16 protein-coding genes are annotated in these 15,860 nt (G+C 36.1%); all 16 read right to left on the reverse strand.

The genetic code is table 11. The features are described 5' to 3' along the window. A partial coding sequence (locus tag FC99_RS14255; RefSeq protein ID WP_420843329.1) for a helix-turn-helix domain-containing protein occupies nucleotides 1–243 on the reverse strand: 243 nt, incomplete at its 3' end. A 66-nt stretch (nucleotides 244–309) separates the two neighbouring features. Next, complete coding sequence (locus FC99_RS11095; protein ID WP_048735641.1) at nucleotides 310–1,269, reverse strand: glycosyltransferase; 960 nt, start codon at nucleotides 1,267–1,269, stop codon at nucleotides 310–312. Next, on the reverse strand, nucleotides 1,266–2,711 hold the full coding sequence (locus FC99_RS11100; RefSeq protein WP_048735640.1) for an oligosaccharide flippase family protein: 1,446 nt from the start codon (nucleotides 2,709–2,711) through the stop codon (nucleotides 1,266–1,268). The genes FC99_RS11095 and FC99_RS11100 overlap by 4 nt, the downstream gene beginning before the upstream one ends. A 70-nt stretch (nucleotides 2,712–2,781) precedes the next feature. Then, nucleotides 2,782–3,897 carry a UDP-galactopyranose mutase gene (gene glf, locus FC99_RS11105; protein WP_048735639.1) on the reverse strand — a complete coding sequence of 372 codons (1,116 nt, stop codon included), beginning with the start codon at nucleotides 3,895–3,897 and terminating at the stop codon, nucleotides 2,782–2,784. Between the two features lie 17 nt (nucleotides 3,898–3,914). Continuing rightward, on the reverse strand, nucleotides 3,915–5,126 hold the full coding sequence (locus FC99_RS11110; RefSeq protein ID WP_048735638.1) for an O-antigen ligase family protein: 1,212 nt from the start codon (nucleotides 5,124–5,126) through the stop codon (nucleotides 3,915–3,917). Between the two features lie 14 nt (nucleotides 5,127–5,140). Then, nucleotides 5,141–6,145 (reverse strand): glycosyltransferase, encoded by a 1,005-nt coding sequence (locus FC99_RS11115; protein WP_048735637.1) that lies wholly within the window; start codon nucleotides 6,143–6,145, stop codon nucleotides 5,141–5,143. Nucleotides 6,146–6,172: 27 nt separating this feature from the next. After that, nucleotides 6,173–7,276: a CDP-glycerol glycerophosphotransferase family protein gene (locus tag FC99_RS11120; protein WP_048735636.1), complete on the reverse strand. Its 1,104-nt coding sequence runs from the start codon at nucleotides 7,274–7,276 to the stop codon at nucleotides 6,173–6,175. 17 nt (nucleotides 7,277–7,293) lie between these two features. Further along, a complete protein-coding gene (locus FC99_RS11125) occupies nucleotides 7,294–8,271 on the reverse strand; it encodes a glycosyltransferase family 2 protein (RefSeq protein WP_048735635.1) in 978 nt (325 codons plus the stop codon). A 5-nt stretch (nucleotides 8,272–8,276) separates the two neighbouring features. Further along, nucleotides 8,277–9,338, reverse strand: coding sequence for a glycosyltransferase (locus tag FC99_RS11130; protein ID WP_048735634.1), 1,062 nt, complete (start codon nucleotides 9,336–9,338; stop codon nucleotides 8,277–8,279). Between the two features lie 7 nt (nucleotides 9,339–9,345). Continuing rightward, complete coding sequence (locus FC99_RS11135; RefSeq protein ID WP_048735632.1) at nucleotides 9,346–10,296, reverse strand: glycosyltransferase family 2 protein; 951 nt, start codon at nucleotides 10,294–10,296, stop codon at nucleotides 9,346–9,348. Nucleotides 10,297–10,314: 18 nt separating this feature from the next. Then, complete coding sequence (locus tag FC99_RS11140) at nucleotides 10,315–11,100, reverse strand: DUF4422 domain-containing protein (RefSeq protein WP_268872119.1); 786 nt, start codon at nucleotides 11,098–11,100, stop codon at nucleotides 10,315–10,317. Nucleotides 11,101–11,263: 163 nt separating this feature from the next. Then, nucleotides 11,264–11,911 (reverse strand): sugar transferase, encoded by a 648-nt coding sequence (locus FC99_RS11145; RefSeq protein ID WP_048736391.1) that lies wholly within the window; start codon nucleotides 11,909–11,911, stop codon nucleotides 11,264–11,266. Nucleotides 11,912–11,949: 38 nt separating this feature from the next. Next, entirely contained in the window at nucleotides 11,950–12,732 is a 783-nt protein-coding gene (locus FC99_RS11150) for a tyrosine-protein phosphatase (protein WP_048735630.1), read from the reverse strand. A 27-nt stretch (nucleotides 12,733–12,759) separates the two neighbouring features. After that, on the reverse strand, nucleotides 12,760–13,512 hold the full coding sequence (locus FC99_RS11155) for a CpsD/CapB family tyrosine-protein kinase (RefSeq protein WP_048735628.1): 753 nt from the start codon (nucleotides 13,510–13,512) through the stop codon (nucleotides 12,760–12,762). A gap of 10 nt (nucleotides 13,513–13,522) precedes the next feature. After that, nucleotides 13,523–14,311 carry a YveK family protein gene (locus FC99_RS11160; protein ID WP_048735625.1) on the reverse strand — a complete coding sequence of 263 codons (789 nt, stop codon included), beginning with the start codon at nucleotides 14,309–14,311 and terminating at the stop codon, nucleotides 13,523–13,525. Nucleotides 14,312–14,874: 563 nt separating this feature from the next. Beyond that, entirely contained in the window at nucleotides 14,875–15,858 is a 984-nt protein-coding gene (locus FC99_RS11165; RefSeq protein WP_048735623.1) for an LCP family protein, read from the reverse strand. Nucleotides 15,859–15,860: the final 2 nt, after the last annotated feature.

A 15,860-nucleotide genomic window follows, 5' to 3' on the forward strand; every position in this document is an offset into this window, starting at 1 on the left:
CACGTAGATTTCATAGAGCTTTTCCTTACCGTTAACCAGCTGCTTATTGGTCACTAGGCCTCGCTTGATCTCGTTGTTTATGGTCTGGGCACTAACACCGATCAGATCGGCAATCTTACGACGAGAATACCCGTCGTGATTGAAGAGAACCTCAATGTTTCCCCGCTCTTTCAAAGTTAGGTGGTGACCCTTGGGACGATTCATGGTAAGCTGTTCTTGCATCAAGACGAAGACCTCTTTCATTGTTTGTGTAGGAACTCCAATGATACCTGAAATCTACGTCTTGGTGTATTTATTTTGGTCTAAATTCTAAGTGGCTAACTTGATTATAAAATTCGCCTCAAAAATATTTTTATTATTTCGATAAAAATTATACATTTCTTGATTTTGCTTACCAAATCCTAAATGGCCTGCAATAGAATTTTTTGAAACCATCATTGGACGAGACTTCAGCATACAGAAAGTATCAATCTGTTCTTCATCTAATCCTAGCCCATTCCCACGTGGTGTAACATAAAAACCATCCATATCCTCCCATAAACTGCGTTCAAAATAAATGATTCCTATACTAAATCTAATTGGACAAGAAACTTGATTAAACTCGTCCTGATTTAGCTCATCATCCATCTGATCAAGCCCTTTTATTTTCCATAAATACTTTGCCACTTCCGGATTACTTTCTACCTGAGTGTCGGACCCAGCACTGTATCTTATATCACCAAACCTGTGATTGTAATCCCTTATGCACCCGAAGCGCTTAAGTATTTCAACATATCCAAATCCATTGATGGGAATTAACGGTGCCATAAAACCTGGATTATATTCCAACGAAGACGAACAATACGCTAACTCCAAATTCTTAACAGTATGTTCGCTAATAAATATATCTTCATCTATTTTCAAAAAATACTTACCGGACGAAAAATAAGAGATTGCTGTATTCAGCGCTGCACAAACATTATTTCTTTTCAGAGAGATGTATGTCCAACCATTATTACGTGCAATTTCTAGTAATTGTTCTGAATATTTCCCAGACGAAACAATACAGACGTCGTAATCCTTTGGTAAAAAGCTACTGATTCTTCGGAAAACCTCTTCCCAAAGCTCTTCCTTATAACCCGCCAAAATAACTGCAACTTTATCCTTGCCATCAATATTTTCAGCCAAGTGAACAATAGCATGTTTATCTATATAATTACGATACTTCCACTTTTTATGTGCTCTGTAAATCCAGTCAATTTTTTTTAACATTCTTTTAATTTTCTTCATTGCTTTTCCTCAAATCTTTTTTGTACGTGTCCACGAATCATACTAAGTCCCAATCTATAAACTGGAGGTCTAAACAGAATCATTAAAATGCCATAAACTAGAACTCCCACACTAACCGATAGCAACAATGAAAAAATTCCCATTTTAAAATGATTAATTAACCAGCTAACAGGAATGTACATAATCAAACTAGATACCAAGTATGGCCAGCAACCACTAACCAATCTTAAAATATTCAGTTCGTCTCTTACACGAAATAATTGATAGGCCGTTACAGAAAATTCCGAAACTACGGTTGCAATCATTGCCCCCACTGTGCCAAAAGGATAAATTAAAATTATGTTCAGTAAAACATTTATAATTACCCCAATTGTTACAGACACCGTGTACTCCGGAACTCTCTTTGTTGGAAGTAAAAATTGTTGTCCAATTACTCCACTCCAAGCAATGAAAATTATAATAGGTGTCTCTAAAACCATTAAGCTTCCAACCTGATTAAATTCTTCTCCCATAAACCAAGGTGCAAATTTGTTTGCAATCGCAATAATCCCCACTGCCATTGGAAAGGCAAGCATACTGACAAATTCAAAACCAATTTCCGTATAATTATAAACCTTTTTGTATTCCTTTCTAGAAAATGCATTTGACACTCTAGGAAGTAACACTGGCCCTGTTGCTGTCACAATCGACAACGCCATTTTTATAAATTGATCTGCATATTGAAAGAATCCTGACGCTTGGACTGACACAATTTGTCCAAGCATAGTTCTATTTAAAATCCAATATACTTGAATTGCAATCTGCGGTATAAACAACTGTAACGCTGGCTTCAAATGACGTTTTAGTTTCAAATTATTCCATCCTGGCCATATAACATCATTTCTTAAATAAGGCCATAAAGTTAAGTTCCCCAAAAGTTGAATTAGTGCTAACAATAGTATATACAAACCAATATCAGATTCGTTCTTTACAAAAATAAAGACACACATAATACCAATTATTTTCACCATTGTATTTCTAGCTACAGTTCTCTTGAAATTTTCAATTCCCATGTAGAACCAAGAAATATCAACTCCTGCCGCAACTATTAAAAAAGATTGATAAAATAAGTATAGTCTGAACTTTCCGTAGAAACACAAGAAGCCAAAATATAATAGGTATGCTATGAAAACCGTCATCCCTTTTAACATTTCAATTTCCCAAAATTTCTTTGAACGCTCAACAATATCTGTTTGAACATACGCAATTTCTCGACTACCATACAATGTAATACCGATTGAACCAAGTAAAACAAAGTATTGTACTATTGAATTGGTAAAAGTATTAATCCCTACTCCTTCGGCACCAAGAACTCGTGAAACATATGGAACCGTAATTAGCGGTGCAATTAAAACCAAAATTTGATAACTCATATTATAAAGGAAATTTTTTACAACTCTCAATTCAAGCCATCCAATCTTAGTTTCAAACTATTCTCTCAAGATTCTTACCTACAAAATGGTAAGTAACATACTAAGAGTCAAACTCTTTTTTTACCGTCTGCAATGCAGCCATAATTGTTTGATCCATATTATAGTATCGGTACTGCCCTAATCGACCACCAAAAATAACATTTGGAGCTTTTCTGTTTGCCAATTTTACATATTCTCCATACAAATGCTTGTTTTTTTGATTGTTAACTGGATAATACGGCTCACTGCCTCGACTCCAATGCATTGGAAATTCATGTGTAATTACTGTCTTATTTTTATTCCCACTTCCAAACTCAAAGTGTTTATGCTCAATTACCCGCGTAAATGGCGTGTCCGAATCCGTGTAGTTTACAACGGCGTTCCCTTGATAATTGTTTACATTCAGAATTTCAGTTTCAAAACGAAGACTACGATATTCTAATTCACCCAATTGATAGTTAAAAAACTCATCAATCATACCAGTAAAAATAACTTTCGTATCATCTCGAAGATACTCCGATTTATTATCAAAGAAGTCAACACCTGTTCGCAAACTTATTAATTCGCTGTCTAAAAGCTTTTCTATAATTTGTGTATAGCCGCCAACCGGAATACCCTGATATGGATCACTAAAATAGTTGTTGTCGTAAGTGAATCTAACTGGTAACCGTCTTATAATGAATGCTGGAAGTTCAGTTGCCGGTCTTCCCCACTGCTTTTCAGTATATCCCTTAACTAATTTTTCGTAGACATCCGGGCCAACCAACGTAATTGCTTGCTGCTCCAAATTTTCCGGACTACCGGTAATTTCAACGGCTTTCTTTTGCGCTTCAATTTTACTTTTAGCTTCATCAGGTGTAACTGTCCCCCACAGCTTATTGAATGTATTCATATTGAACGGGAGGTTATAAATTTCTCCTTTATAATTTGCAATGGGACTATTAACATAATTATTAAACTCAGCAAATTTTTGTACATACTCCCATATTCCCCTCATCTTAGTATGAAAAATATGGGCACCATACATATGAACCTGAATACCCTCAACTTCTTTAGTATAGATATTTCCGCCTATATGGTCCCTTTTTTCAATCACTTCAACTTGATTGCCTCGCTTAGCAGCTTCATGTGCAAAAACAGCACCAAAAAGACCAGAACCAACAACTAAATATTTCATTTTAAAGTCCTCCAAAATCAAATTGTAGTCACCATCATCAAAATAATAACAAAGTAATATAACAATGTATCATTAACTAGACTAACCAAAATAAGCAGAAAAAACAGGATTGAAAAGTTCCTGTAATTTACACTTTTACGAGCAAAGTTAAAAAGTGGTATTACCAACCAAAACAGCGTATAAAATACTCCTCCCAAAGCCAAAATCTGGAAAAATCCGGAAGAGAAACCACTGTTTCCACCTGACAAGACTCGAGATGGATCCATGTAATTGCTTATTGCACCAATATTCTTTAACCCATTTCCAAAAATGGGATTGCTCTTCCAAGCACTAACCCCTGCAATTATATCATCAATTCTAGTATCAACAGATCCGGCCATATTTTGAACCTTTGATTGCACTACAACGAAGATAATCAACATAACAACCGGGAATAAAAAAAGCAACGCAAATCTACCAACTCCATTAACTCTTCTAGAAATCACTAGTAAAATCGCCAAAATCATAACAACCACACCCGTTGTAGATGTCGTTGATATAATTGTCACAGACAATAATATTGTCTGAATTCCCAGTATTTTCGCGTCTGGTTCAATAAAGAGATGAAAGAGTAAAGCAAGTGACAACACAAACGCAAACATTGGAGCTTCAACAAAGATTCCACAATTCCGCACAATGGTAAACCAGAGAAATTGAACAGATCCTTGCGGAATAAATTGAAGATTATAGTAACCTGAAACTTGATGAACTGGTCCCCAAAAAACTACTTTTGTCATATTTGGGCTAACATTCATTAATGACAAAATCCAAAAAAAGAGTGACATGACACTCAAAAAAAGAACAACTTTTTTATAAATCGTCAAAACATAAAAGCTTTTTTTTACTTTTTCATGATATAAAAAAGGAGAAATAAACAAAGGGAATAATAGTATTAAGGTAACATTATAAAGACCAATTCCCCCCTTAAGAAGATTCACCAAAAACAAAACACCGGTCAATCCTAGATACTTTAGAATAAATAGTAACAGTGGTTGAATCGAAATCTTCTTTTGCTTCATATCTAGCACGCTGATTACACTTAATCCAATTGAAAAAAGTAATACTGCTCCAACAATGAATTTAGCCACATTAGGACTAGTGTAGTCCTTATAGTAGACAGTATTCATAGACAAAATCAACGCAATAATAAGCGGATATGCCAAAAATCCTTCAGTCTTAATTTTTATCATAATATCCCCACAAACTACTCTTCTACCTGAAATATATCATCAATAACTTTCCCCAGGCTTCCCCCAAGCCTGAGCTTTTTGCCAAGTTCTTCAGAATTGAACTGCAAGACATTGTAGTCCTTAGTAGAAATTGAATCCAGCTTCACCTTTATTTCACCTATATTTTCAATAGAAAAGCCTATTTTTTCACGCTCAACGAATTCAGCTAGTGCAGAGTTCTTCCATACAATCACTGGCATGCCACTACACAGATAAAGCGACATCTTGTGTGGAGAATTATATCTAGTATATTCGCTTGAACGACTTACGTCAGCTCCATCCCAAACTAACCCGAATCCCTTCTGTTTACTTAAAACTCGAACTAAATTATCCGGCGATAATTGTCCTCTGTAATTAAATTTGAAGTTTTTCTTTTTTAAATTGATCCCATATACTTCAAAATTCTCACCAATACTTCGATCGTATATAAACTCGGATTTTCCCAAGTTCCCCGCAAAAAAAACGCGTTTATAAGAACCGCCTTTTTCCTCATTAACATAATTTTGTGGTACCACATAATCAAATACATTTAAGGAATACATATTAGCAATACATCCATGATCACTCAACCATTTTTTCATACTATCATTATGAATAATTAAAAATTTAAATTTATTAAACATCTTAATTTCATGACGAATATCATTTTCACTCAATCCATTTCTCAGACTGCGGATATCATGTATCATCAATATTGATTTCTCAAAAGATTCCGTTACTTGTCTAATAATCTCATGATCCGTGTATCTTCCCATATAAAAAGGATACTGGACCAAAATATTACTTCTAGGTTCGATAGAAGACAGTTTTTTTTTCAAGTTGCTACGAGAAAATAACCTTTTTTCCCATTTTGACTGCTCACCATCAAGAAAAACACTCTTCAACCCTTTTTGTTGCAGAATGCTACATACGTCATCCTGTGCCTTACTGCCAGCATGATTCGCAGCAGCATGAACTATAGTAAGATAATACCCCTCCATATATTTTTCACCTTTCCATTTGAACAATTACTCAATGAACTCTGTAATTGTCTCAATTGCATTATTTTTTTCATGGAACTTCACATTAATCTGTTTAACACCAATGATTGAAACATCCATTTTCTGATTTAGCATATCCACTAAGTCCTGTGAATGAAAAGCATATGGTATTCCAAGTTTTGTCGGAGCCAAATAAAATCCTCGATATTTTTTATATTTATCCCAATCATACAAATAAAGGAAAATAGGTTTCTCTAATAGTGAAAAATCAAAAAGGATACTAGAATAGTCCGTAATCAAAATATCTACGTTCAATAATAAATCATTCAAATCACTATAATCTGACACATCTATAACATCATTTGCAATATTAAGTTTTGAAAAATAATGTCCTCTAAACAAAACATTATATTTAACGGACAAACTACTTAACATGTCATTAGCTGAAAAACCTTTCCCTTCAAGATCATACTCTCTAAATGTTGGAGCGTACAGAATTGTTTGTTTGCTTTTATCTAAATCAAAATAAGTTTGAAATCCACTTTTTTTTCTTATTAATTCACTATTTATGAGCGGCTCATTTCGCGCTAAACCAACTTTTTTAATAGACTTACTTCTCGGAAAAATTTTTTTAAAAATTTCAAAATCATAACTACCACATGCAGTTAATAAATCAAACTCAACTTTCGAATACCAATTGGAAACTAAAAAAGGTAAGTTTCCTTCATCTGGTCCCAAATGTTTCAATGGCACACCATGCCAAGTGTTAATATAAACATGCTTACCTTTGTAAGGTACTAATCTCTCAATACTTGCATTGGAAACCCAAAACTTCGATCTAAAAAGTGCCTTATAATAAGACCAACTCCCCATTTTGACGGAGTACTCAGTTTTAAACTTGCTAGGATCATTAAAAACCCAAACCAACTTATAATCTTTAAAACGTTTATCATTTTTCAATGAATCATATATCTCTCTGGGACTATCACTAAATTGTCGACCAGAAAAACTGCAAAACAAAATCATTTTAGCGTCAGTTCGGGTTATAAAATCGGCGACTTTATATAGGACTAACATAAAAATCAAATAAGACTTCCCTAAAAAAAAACTGTTCTTTATAAGCTCTTTCACTACGCTTCTCCTATAACCTAACGCTTCAATCTTTTAAACAATTTATATGAAGCCCCATACGTACGTGCTCCAAATCCCAACGAAATCAGTCCAAACACATCTCTTGATGAGTTATGTGTATCAAATAACGATGACCAATAATCTCGAAATAACAAGGAACTTATCTCCGACACTTCATCTTTGAATTCTTTCCGTTTACCTGATGCTAAAATATTACCCAAAGTATTCATCAACGCGTAACGATAACGTCTATTCATTGGCGCTAGCAATTTCGGATACAGTTCTATAACATCATCATGCATTTTCTTTTCAGCATCTAAAAATTGAAATCTACTTTTATCAAAATTATTCTGAACAATAGAAGCTGAATTTCTATAATATACATACTTAATTTTTTCTCCAACAGCCGTACTACCCGCTGCAAGGATAATTTTGTATGTTGTAGCAGAATCCTCAAACTTTTTTCCAACCGGATATCGAATATGATCGAATAACTTCTTAGCATAAAGCCTCCCCCAAGGCGCTACTCCTAACTGATACGGAAGATCATTATTTCCCAGCTTAGAAAAATATTCTTCATCTGTTAAAACATACTCTTTGGGGTCCTTGATCTGCCTCACATTTGCCCCTCTTTGTATGCTCTCATGGGTACATGTTGCTAATTCTACATGAAACTTCTCTACAAGTTCTACCAGATACTCTATATAATCTGGTAAAATGACATCGTCACCATCTACAAATGTTAAATATTCACAACTTGCATTGGAAATCACATTATTGCGTGCAGCGGAAATCCCTTGATTTGACTGAGAAATTATTCTAATTCGTCGATCCCTTCGGGCATAGTCATTAAGAATGCTAACAGTATTGTCTGTTGAACCATCGTCAATAACCAATATTTCTAAATTCCGATAAGTTTGAAGTAACACTGAGTCCAAACAAGCCGATATATATTTTTCATTGTCATGCGTTGTAATCATAACGCTTACTTTCATAAACTTTAATCACCTATATTCCTTAATATACGATCTATCCTTGATATGTAAGCCTCGCTATAAAAAACATTCAGACTTCTCTTAACCTCATCAACATCAAAATAGGTAACCTTATCAATGAATAATTGCATTTTATTCGTCAGATCCGAAATACTACCTAATTTGTACAAATATCCATTCTTACCTTCCTTGACAATATCATCAGTTCCAGTCGGACAGTTAGAAGAAATTACTGGTACTCCTCGAGAAATTGATTCGCACAATGCCATCGGAAATCCTTCGTAATTCGAACATAGCACCAAACAATTTGCTCTCATTATCCGCCGCCAAGGCTCTTTCACCCAGCCTTGAAAAACAACATTATCTTGAATACCTAATTCGTTGCAAAGCTTTTTACACTTAAGTAATTCATTACCATTATCAACTGTAGTATCGCCATAAATTTCAAGTTTCCAATTTCCCTTCAAATTGGCACAGGCTAGAAAAATTTCTCTCAAGTTCTTTTGGCCTTGATACTGAACACGTGAAAGCATTACAAACTTCGTTATATTTCCGGACGGTACTTTAACAACTTCCACCTGTTTTTTCACTGGATTAAAAACCGTGAAGATTTTTCGAGGAGAAATACCGTGTGCCACCAATTGCTTCTTTATCCCAGAACTTATAGCAAAATAAAAATCAGATTTTGAAATTTCTTTTTTTTGGAAACTCGTCTCATTATTGATTGAAAAGTGAGGCCAAAAAATGAGTCTAACTTTCAATCTAAATAGCTTTTTTAGAGCCGAAAAAAAGCTCAATTGCTTGGTTCCAAGGATAAGAAGTACATCTGGATTTGATTTAATAAAAAACCTGTATAGGTTAAATATCTTCTTGATTTTAAGCTCTCCATTATTGAAGGACTTTCTTGATTCAGAAATTTGTACCTGATTTAACCATTCTCCGTTATTCTCAATATCATAAACAAACAATGAATATGTATTTGAAATATCATCATTTACTAAGTCTGTAACAACTCGTTCCGTACCACCCTTCCCAGAAAGGCCTGGCGTAACAATTAATATTTTCAAATTTCAATCACCTCTCCCAAAATGGTCCAAAAATCAGTGTCCACCATGCCGACGCTTTATTACGAAATTTATATTGTTTACTAAGAGTGTACGGTATAATGACGGATAAAATATCCACCCTCAATCCACTCATTTGTTCTTTATAGTTATTCCTTTGTTCACTCTTTTTTATTACATTGTAGAGATTATTTGCTGTAATAGCATAATGACTTTTCGCAGCGTTCTTCACAACATTATTCTCACCACGGACACTATTTCGAATGCGCTTAACAGTTCTATATTCATCACAATACTTTTGTACTTCACCATTTTTATTTCTTGTCAGAGAATCATTTCGTCTTATGTAATGATAAGACTTTGGTGACTTTATAAAAAAGCCTTGATTACAGAACACTGAATATTGGACAACAAACTCCAAATCCTCACTCAATACCGCATTCTCATCAAAACTAATATTATTTTCTCTTATAATTTCGAGCTTAAAAATCTTATTCCATAAGTAACCAGAGACTAAATTCAATCCTAAAACTTCACATAGCAGCTCATCATGTGAAAGATTCTGAATAGCACTTCCCCTAGCTACTACTTCTTGCTCTGAACTTGTAAAACTGGAAACTCCTATATCGGAGTTTCCAAGATTATTCATCAAATTTTCAAAATGATACTTTTCAATCCAATCATCACTGTCAATAAAGGTTACCCATGGCGTAGTAACATGTGCCAAGCCCATATTTCTTGCCGCAGAAGCTCCCTTCTTCTGAGAATAATTATTATATAAATGGAAGCGACTGTCTTTTTCGACCCATTTCTGACAAAGGGCATTACTACCATCAGTTGAACCATCATCAACAATAATTACCAAGAAATCCTTAAAAGTTTGCAAGCAAATAGATTTAAAGCATCTGTTCAATGTAGACACACTATTATGCACTGGAACAATTACTGTTAACGCGTTCATAAGTCACCTTTACCTATCTCATTCGAAATGAGTCTTTTCATCTTTACCAAACTTTCTTAACATAAAATGATAGGCTTTACTTCCAAGATGTTTCGGTCCTAACTGATTCCAAGGAACCTCTTCATACGAAATATTATTTTGATCAATCCAAACATCCAATAATAACTCGGCTAAATATCCAAAAACCCTTTTTTCTTGCACAGAGTAATTTGAAATATCAATTGTATTCTCTAAGGTTTGGAGCAATCCAAATAACCAGCCACAATAAGCATCAAACAGTTTTTTTCTCATAATAAACATATTAAACATATGTGCACTACGGCGTGACATAACTCGATCAAAACTTGAAAGATACGCAGGATTACGTTGCGCAATAATCTTTCTCAACTCAATCAATGGTAAGCTGTGGTGAGCATGTACATAGTGAGAATAGTTCGTTTCAATATAATAATGCCTTTTGTACGGTACTACAAGGCTTTTCTTTTGCAAAAGCCTATCAACTTCATCCATGCTGAGAACATTCTTTAACCCATTTTTCATATAACCATCAAAAAAGTATCTACGATAATGTACTAATCCGATTGCCTCTACTCCAGAAAGATTCTTCCATGCCCAATACATCGCAGTCAACTCATTGTAATTAGGATTCTTATTCGAAATATTGTCTCCAAAATCATCTCGCTGATACTCTATACTCGCTCTATAGTTTCTTACCGCTCCAACTAATACCGGTAAATAAAGCCCTTTATCCTCTGGCATTGCAAACTTTTTGTGAGTTGCTACCAATATTTTTGTTTTAACCACGAATACCCCGCTCTCTAAAAAAATTTCAACTGAAGCATTCTCAAACTAGTATTTACAATTACTGTTCAATACGTATAAACATTAATCCTACAATCCTATGTTCCAACGTAATCTTATAAGACAACTAAAGCGTGTCATCTATGGCACGCTTCTTTGGGTGAACTTAGTAAGCGCCCTTTCGACTAAAGATATTTATTAGATTCTTTATTATTATTTTAAAATCAAATGTTATACAAGCATTTTCAATATACTTCATTTCAATATTTGCTCGTTCAGGATAACCTATCATACTTCGGCCACTTGCTTGCCACAATCCCATCGCACCGGGTTTTACAGATAATAACTTTCTTGAGTCATATTCGACCAGTTCTGGCTCTACAACTGGTCGAGGCCCAACTAAACTCATGTCTCCTCTTAAAATGTTTATAAATTGAGGGATTTCATCAATCGATGTTTCACGCAATATTCTACCCATTTTAGTAATTCTAGGATCGTCTTGCGGCTCTAATTTAAAATTGTTTGCCACATACTTTTTATATAAATCTTCATTTTCTTTCAATTTTTTATCAGCATCTACTACCATCGATCTGAACTTATACATTTTAAACTTTCTACCATTCAAGCCCATTCTTACTTGTCCATAAAACATCGGCCCTTGATTACTTGCATCCAGAGAGTCAATAATCCACACCACAAGAAAAATGGGACTTAAAAAAATAAGAGCTAAAATGGACACCAAAATATCAAAGAATCTCTTAAAAAAGATATACGATTTCGAATAACTAGTTCCCGTCTGTATTTCAAAATCCATCTTTTTAGTTTCAATATCAGTTTTTGTATTCACTTCCATTAGAACAACTTAAACCCCCATTTCCTATGAACTGTAGAGATTTTCTGAATATGCGGAACCGCGATAGTTTCACCATTAATGATTGATTTTGCATTATCATTAAATAATTCTGCCTCCCGTAATCCCTCTTTTTTAATCAATTTTTGAAAAGCATCTGCCATCAAAAAACGTCTACCCTTAAAGTTATGTGCATCCGAAGAAAAAACAAATCCTAATCCTGATTTAATTATTTTTTCTGTTAGCTTTTCTACACTATCTCCAAAAACTCCAAGATAGCTACTACTAGTGAGCTGCGTCAAACACCCCATTTGTACAAAATCGTACAATCTATCCGGATCCTTTTGAAATCCATGGTTACGCTCTGGATGCGCCAACACTGGCGTAATACCTCGAGCCATCAACTCAAAAATCATGTCCTCAGTATATTCAGGAATGCCACTATGCGGAAATTCTAACAATAAGTATCGATTAGTTTCATCCATGAATAGAATATCATCATCATCTAATGCTTTTAACAAGTCACCAGTTAGATGTACTTCTTGCCCAGGAAAGACCGTCAAGGGAATCCCAGCGTCATTTAATTCATTTTGAAGCTCCCCGGTCTTTCTAATAACGTCAACCTTATGATTTGTGTATTCTCCATCCATATGATGTGGCGTTAATAAAATATGCGTAATACCTTGCTTCACAGCATCCTTGGACATCTCTAAAGACATATCCATGTTCTTAGAACCATCGTCAACACCTGGAAGTATATGACAATGAAGATCAATTAAATCCAAAATGTATCACCTACCTCGCACTTGCCACTAGTCTTTACTAGTCTTTTCAGCTCCATAATAGCCGCCACCGTAGTAACTGCCACCATAATAACCTTCTGACTTCTGTGCAGTAACTCGATTCATAACAGCGCCCAGAATATTAGCATGTACCGTTTCAAGCATTTTTTTTGCGCGACGAACCCCATTTTTATCTGCAATACCTTGAGGAACTACTAAAATTGTTCCATCAACTCTCGCTGCTAAAAGCTGTGAGTCTGTAACCGTATTTACCGGAGGAGCATCCAGAATTAATAAATCATATTTATCGGTAAGTTCCTTAATTAATGTGTTAATACGACTACTTCCCAATAATTCAGCTGGATTTGGAGGAACTGGACCACTCGTAATCACATATAAATTTTGCACCATAGTTGGTTGAATAATCTCATCCAGAGATGCATTACCAGACAAATAATTTGTGAGGCCCTTACGGTTACTAACGTCAAACGTTCTGTGAATAGTTGGACGGCGTAAATCCGAATCTACCAAAATTACGCGATTCCCCTGATCAGCCCAAGTTACCGCCATATTGTTACTAACAGTTGATTTCCCTTCAGATGGCTCTGATGACGTAAAAAGAATCGATTTCAAATCACTATCAACTGATGAGAATTGAATATTAGTTCGAATCGTCTTGAACTGTTCCGCAATCATACCTGAAGGATCTGTGTAAGTAACAAGTCCAACACCATATTTTAAACTTGTATCCTCTAATTTCTTCTTGCGATTAAATAACGACATTACCACTCACCTACACTCTCTTTCTACGACGTGGTTCTACATCACCGGCATCATCCGTCACTAATACATCACGTTTTTGATGACGACTAATTCTCTTTTTTACTTCTTTATCATCAATTTCTGATACAATTCCCAAACTTGTTAATTCTAAATCATCGGTCAAAAATGACTCATTTGTAACTGTACGATCTGTTATTTCACGTATTAGTGCTATCCCAACTCCGAGGATAATTCCGGCAATTAGTCCAACTAATAGATTGAGTTTTTTTCGCGGACTTACCGCTGAATAGTCCGGAGTGGCTTTAGAAACTATTGAAACATTATTAACACTCATCATTTTCACAACTTTTTTCTTAAATACTTCAGCAGTTTTATTGGCTATAACTGCAGCAGTTTTTGCATCCGCAGCTTTAACTGAAACAGAGAAGACCTGAGAATTCTGTTGATTACTGATTGAAATTGACTTCTTTAAAGAGTCCATTGAACCAGGGTACCCTGGGTAATCTCGGACTACTTTATTTACATCCTTCAGCACCGTTGGACTAGTAATTACATCCTTATATGTACTAATCATTTGAACATCTGCTTGAACTTGTTGATACTGAGCCCCTTGCATTTCAGCTGACAATTTTCGGTTAACCAAAATCTCTGTAGTTGCCTGATACTTCGGCGTCATCACAAAGAAAGTCACAAAAACTGACGCCAGAAATACTACCAACGTCGTAATCCAAATTGCTTTTATATGTTTGCGTAAAATACCAAAAATCTGCATTACGCTAATTGTCTGTTCTGAATCCATACTTTCCTCCAATGCGGTGTAAGGTAAAAAAATTTACCAACCTGTCTAATTAGCTATTCTAACCCCAAATACTAACTACAGTGCCACGTAAAAACGGCGCTAAATACGCCGTAAACATACAAAATGATAGCACCAATGGTAGTTAACCGCAAGAACAGATTTTACATTAACTTTAATCTTCTTTAGGCTTCCTACGACTTCTTAAACTTCCCTTCACCATTATACTATAGCTTGGGCCCTTTGATTAAGACAATCTCGTTACGGTTTTTATGATAGATTTAAGCTTTTAACTACTCTTGCGTTCGGATTTTTTCGCATATAAAAAAGTCTGCCCTACACTATTCGTGTGTCTGGCAGACCCCATTGTATTCTTCTTTTAACAACCACCGCATAAATCATTATTGGTACCGCTACCACTATTAACGGTGTTTGTCGCTTGATGCATTTATTGCTCTTCAGAAAGTTTCTTCAAACATAATTTGACTCGTTTCAGTCGTAGCTCGTAACCTCGTAGTTCGGGTTCTGAATTCATTTATGCATCATGTTGAGTCAAAAACGTACCACTAATCCTCACCAAACGCTGACGGCAACGCAATCTTCCCCGTCTCCTTATGTGGCAACGCCAATCCATCCCGCACAAAATCAGTGACCCGCTGCAATTCAGTCTTATTCATGACCTCCATGCTCTGACCACCAATCATCTTCCCCGTCCCCTGCAAGTGGGTTTGCTGGATGGCGCCCGTAGCCTTACGGTAATTCTTCACTAACGAGGTCAAATCGCTAAAGGTCAAGTCGGTCTGTACCTGACTCGACAGCGAACTAATGAAGCTTTGATTCAGCAAGGTCGAAATCGACCCGCTCTGCTTGACCAACGCCATCAAGACCTCCCGTTGCCGCGTTTGCCGGCCATAGTCACCCAGTGGGTCCTGATACCGCATCCTGGAGTAGGCCAAGGCTCTACTGCCGTTCATATGCAGCTTAACGCCCTTCTTGAACGTGTAGCCCTCATACGTGAAGCTCAGCGTTGGTGTCACGTTAACACCGCCAATCTTATTGATGACCTTTTCCATGCCGCCCATGTTGATCAGCGCATAGAAATCAATCGGCACATTTAACATATTCTGCACGGTCGTAATCGTCGTCGCGGCCTGGCCCCAATCATAAGCCGCATTGATTTTCGATGGCGCCACGTCCGTGAAGCCCGGAATGCTGACGGCCGTGTCCCGCGGAATACTGGTCATCGTCGTCTTATTCGTGCTTGGGTTAACGGTAATGATCATCATACTGTCCGTCCGGCCCTTATAGCTCCGGCCGAACTCACCCGTGTCCGTCCCCAGTAACAGGATGGAGATGGGCTTTTTGCCGTTTAATTGGCCGTTCACGTCACGTTCCTTCGTAATGCCGGCCGACTTAAAGGTCTTGGCTACCGAGCTCTTAATGCTCTGATACCGGACCATCCCGAAGGCCCCCGTGCCCACCAACAATAATAGAATCACGATTAGAATGGTGTTTCGCACCTTATGCTGCGTCTTTTTTCCATGTTGCATAT

Origin of the sequence: Levilactobacillus koreensis JCM 16448 (assembly GCF_001435525.1) — a bacterium.
Taxonomy (GTDB): Bacteria; Bacillota; Bacilli; order Lactobacillales; family Lactobacillaceae; genus Levilactobacillus; species Levilactobacillus koreensis.

What these genes read in the sequence shown, in the direction of transcription:
- FC99_RS11095 (WP_048735641.1), bottom strand. Translation starts at nt 1,269, where the DNA reads ATGAAGAAAATTAAAAGAATGTTAAAAAAAATTGACTGGATTTACAGA.
- FC99_RS11160 (WP_048735625.1), bottom strand. Translation starts at nt 14,311, where the DNA reads ATGGATTCAGAACAGACAATTAGCGTAATGCAGATTTTTGGTATTTTA.
- glf (WP_048735639.1), bottom strand. Translation starts at nt 3,897, where the DNA reads ATGAAATATTTAGTTGTTGGTTCTGGTCTTTTTGGTGCTGTTTTTGCA.
- FC99_RS11155 (WP_048735628.1), bottom strand. Translation starts at nt 13,512, where the DNA reads ATGTCGTTATTTAATCGCAAGAAGAAATTAGAGGATACAAGTTTAAAA.
- FC99_RS11145 (WP_048736391.1), bottom strand. Translation starts at nt 11,911, where the DNA reads ATGGATTTTGAAATACAGACGGGAACTAGTTATTCGAAATCGTATATC.
- FC99_RS11135 (WP_048735632.1), bottom strand. Translation starts at nt 10,296, where the DNA reads ATGAACGCGTTAACAGTAATTGTTCCAGTGCATAATAGTGTGTCTACA.
- FC99_RS11110 (WP_048735638.1), bottom strand. Translation starts at nt 5,126, where the DNA reads ATGATAAAAATTAAGACTGAAGGATTTTTGGCATATCCGCTTATTATT.
- FC99_RS11165 (WP_048735623.1), bottom strand. Translation starts at nt 15,858, where the DNA reads ATGCAACATGGAAAAAAGACGCAGCATAAGGTGCGAAACACCATTCTA.
- FC99_RS11115 (WP_048735637.1), bottom strand. Translation starts at nt 6,145, where the DNA reads ATGGAGGGGTATTATCTTACTATAGTTCATGCTGCTGCGAATCATGCT.
- FC99_RS11125 (WP_048735635.1), bottom strand. Translation starts at nt 8,271, where the DNA reads ATGAAAGTAAGCGTTATGATTACAACGCATGACAATGAAAAATATATA.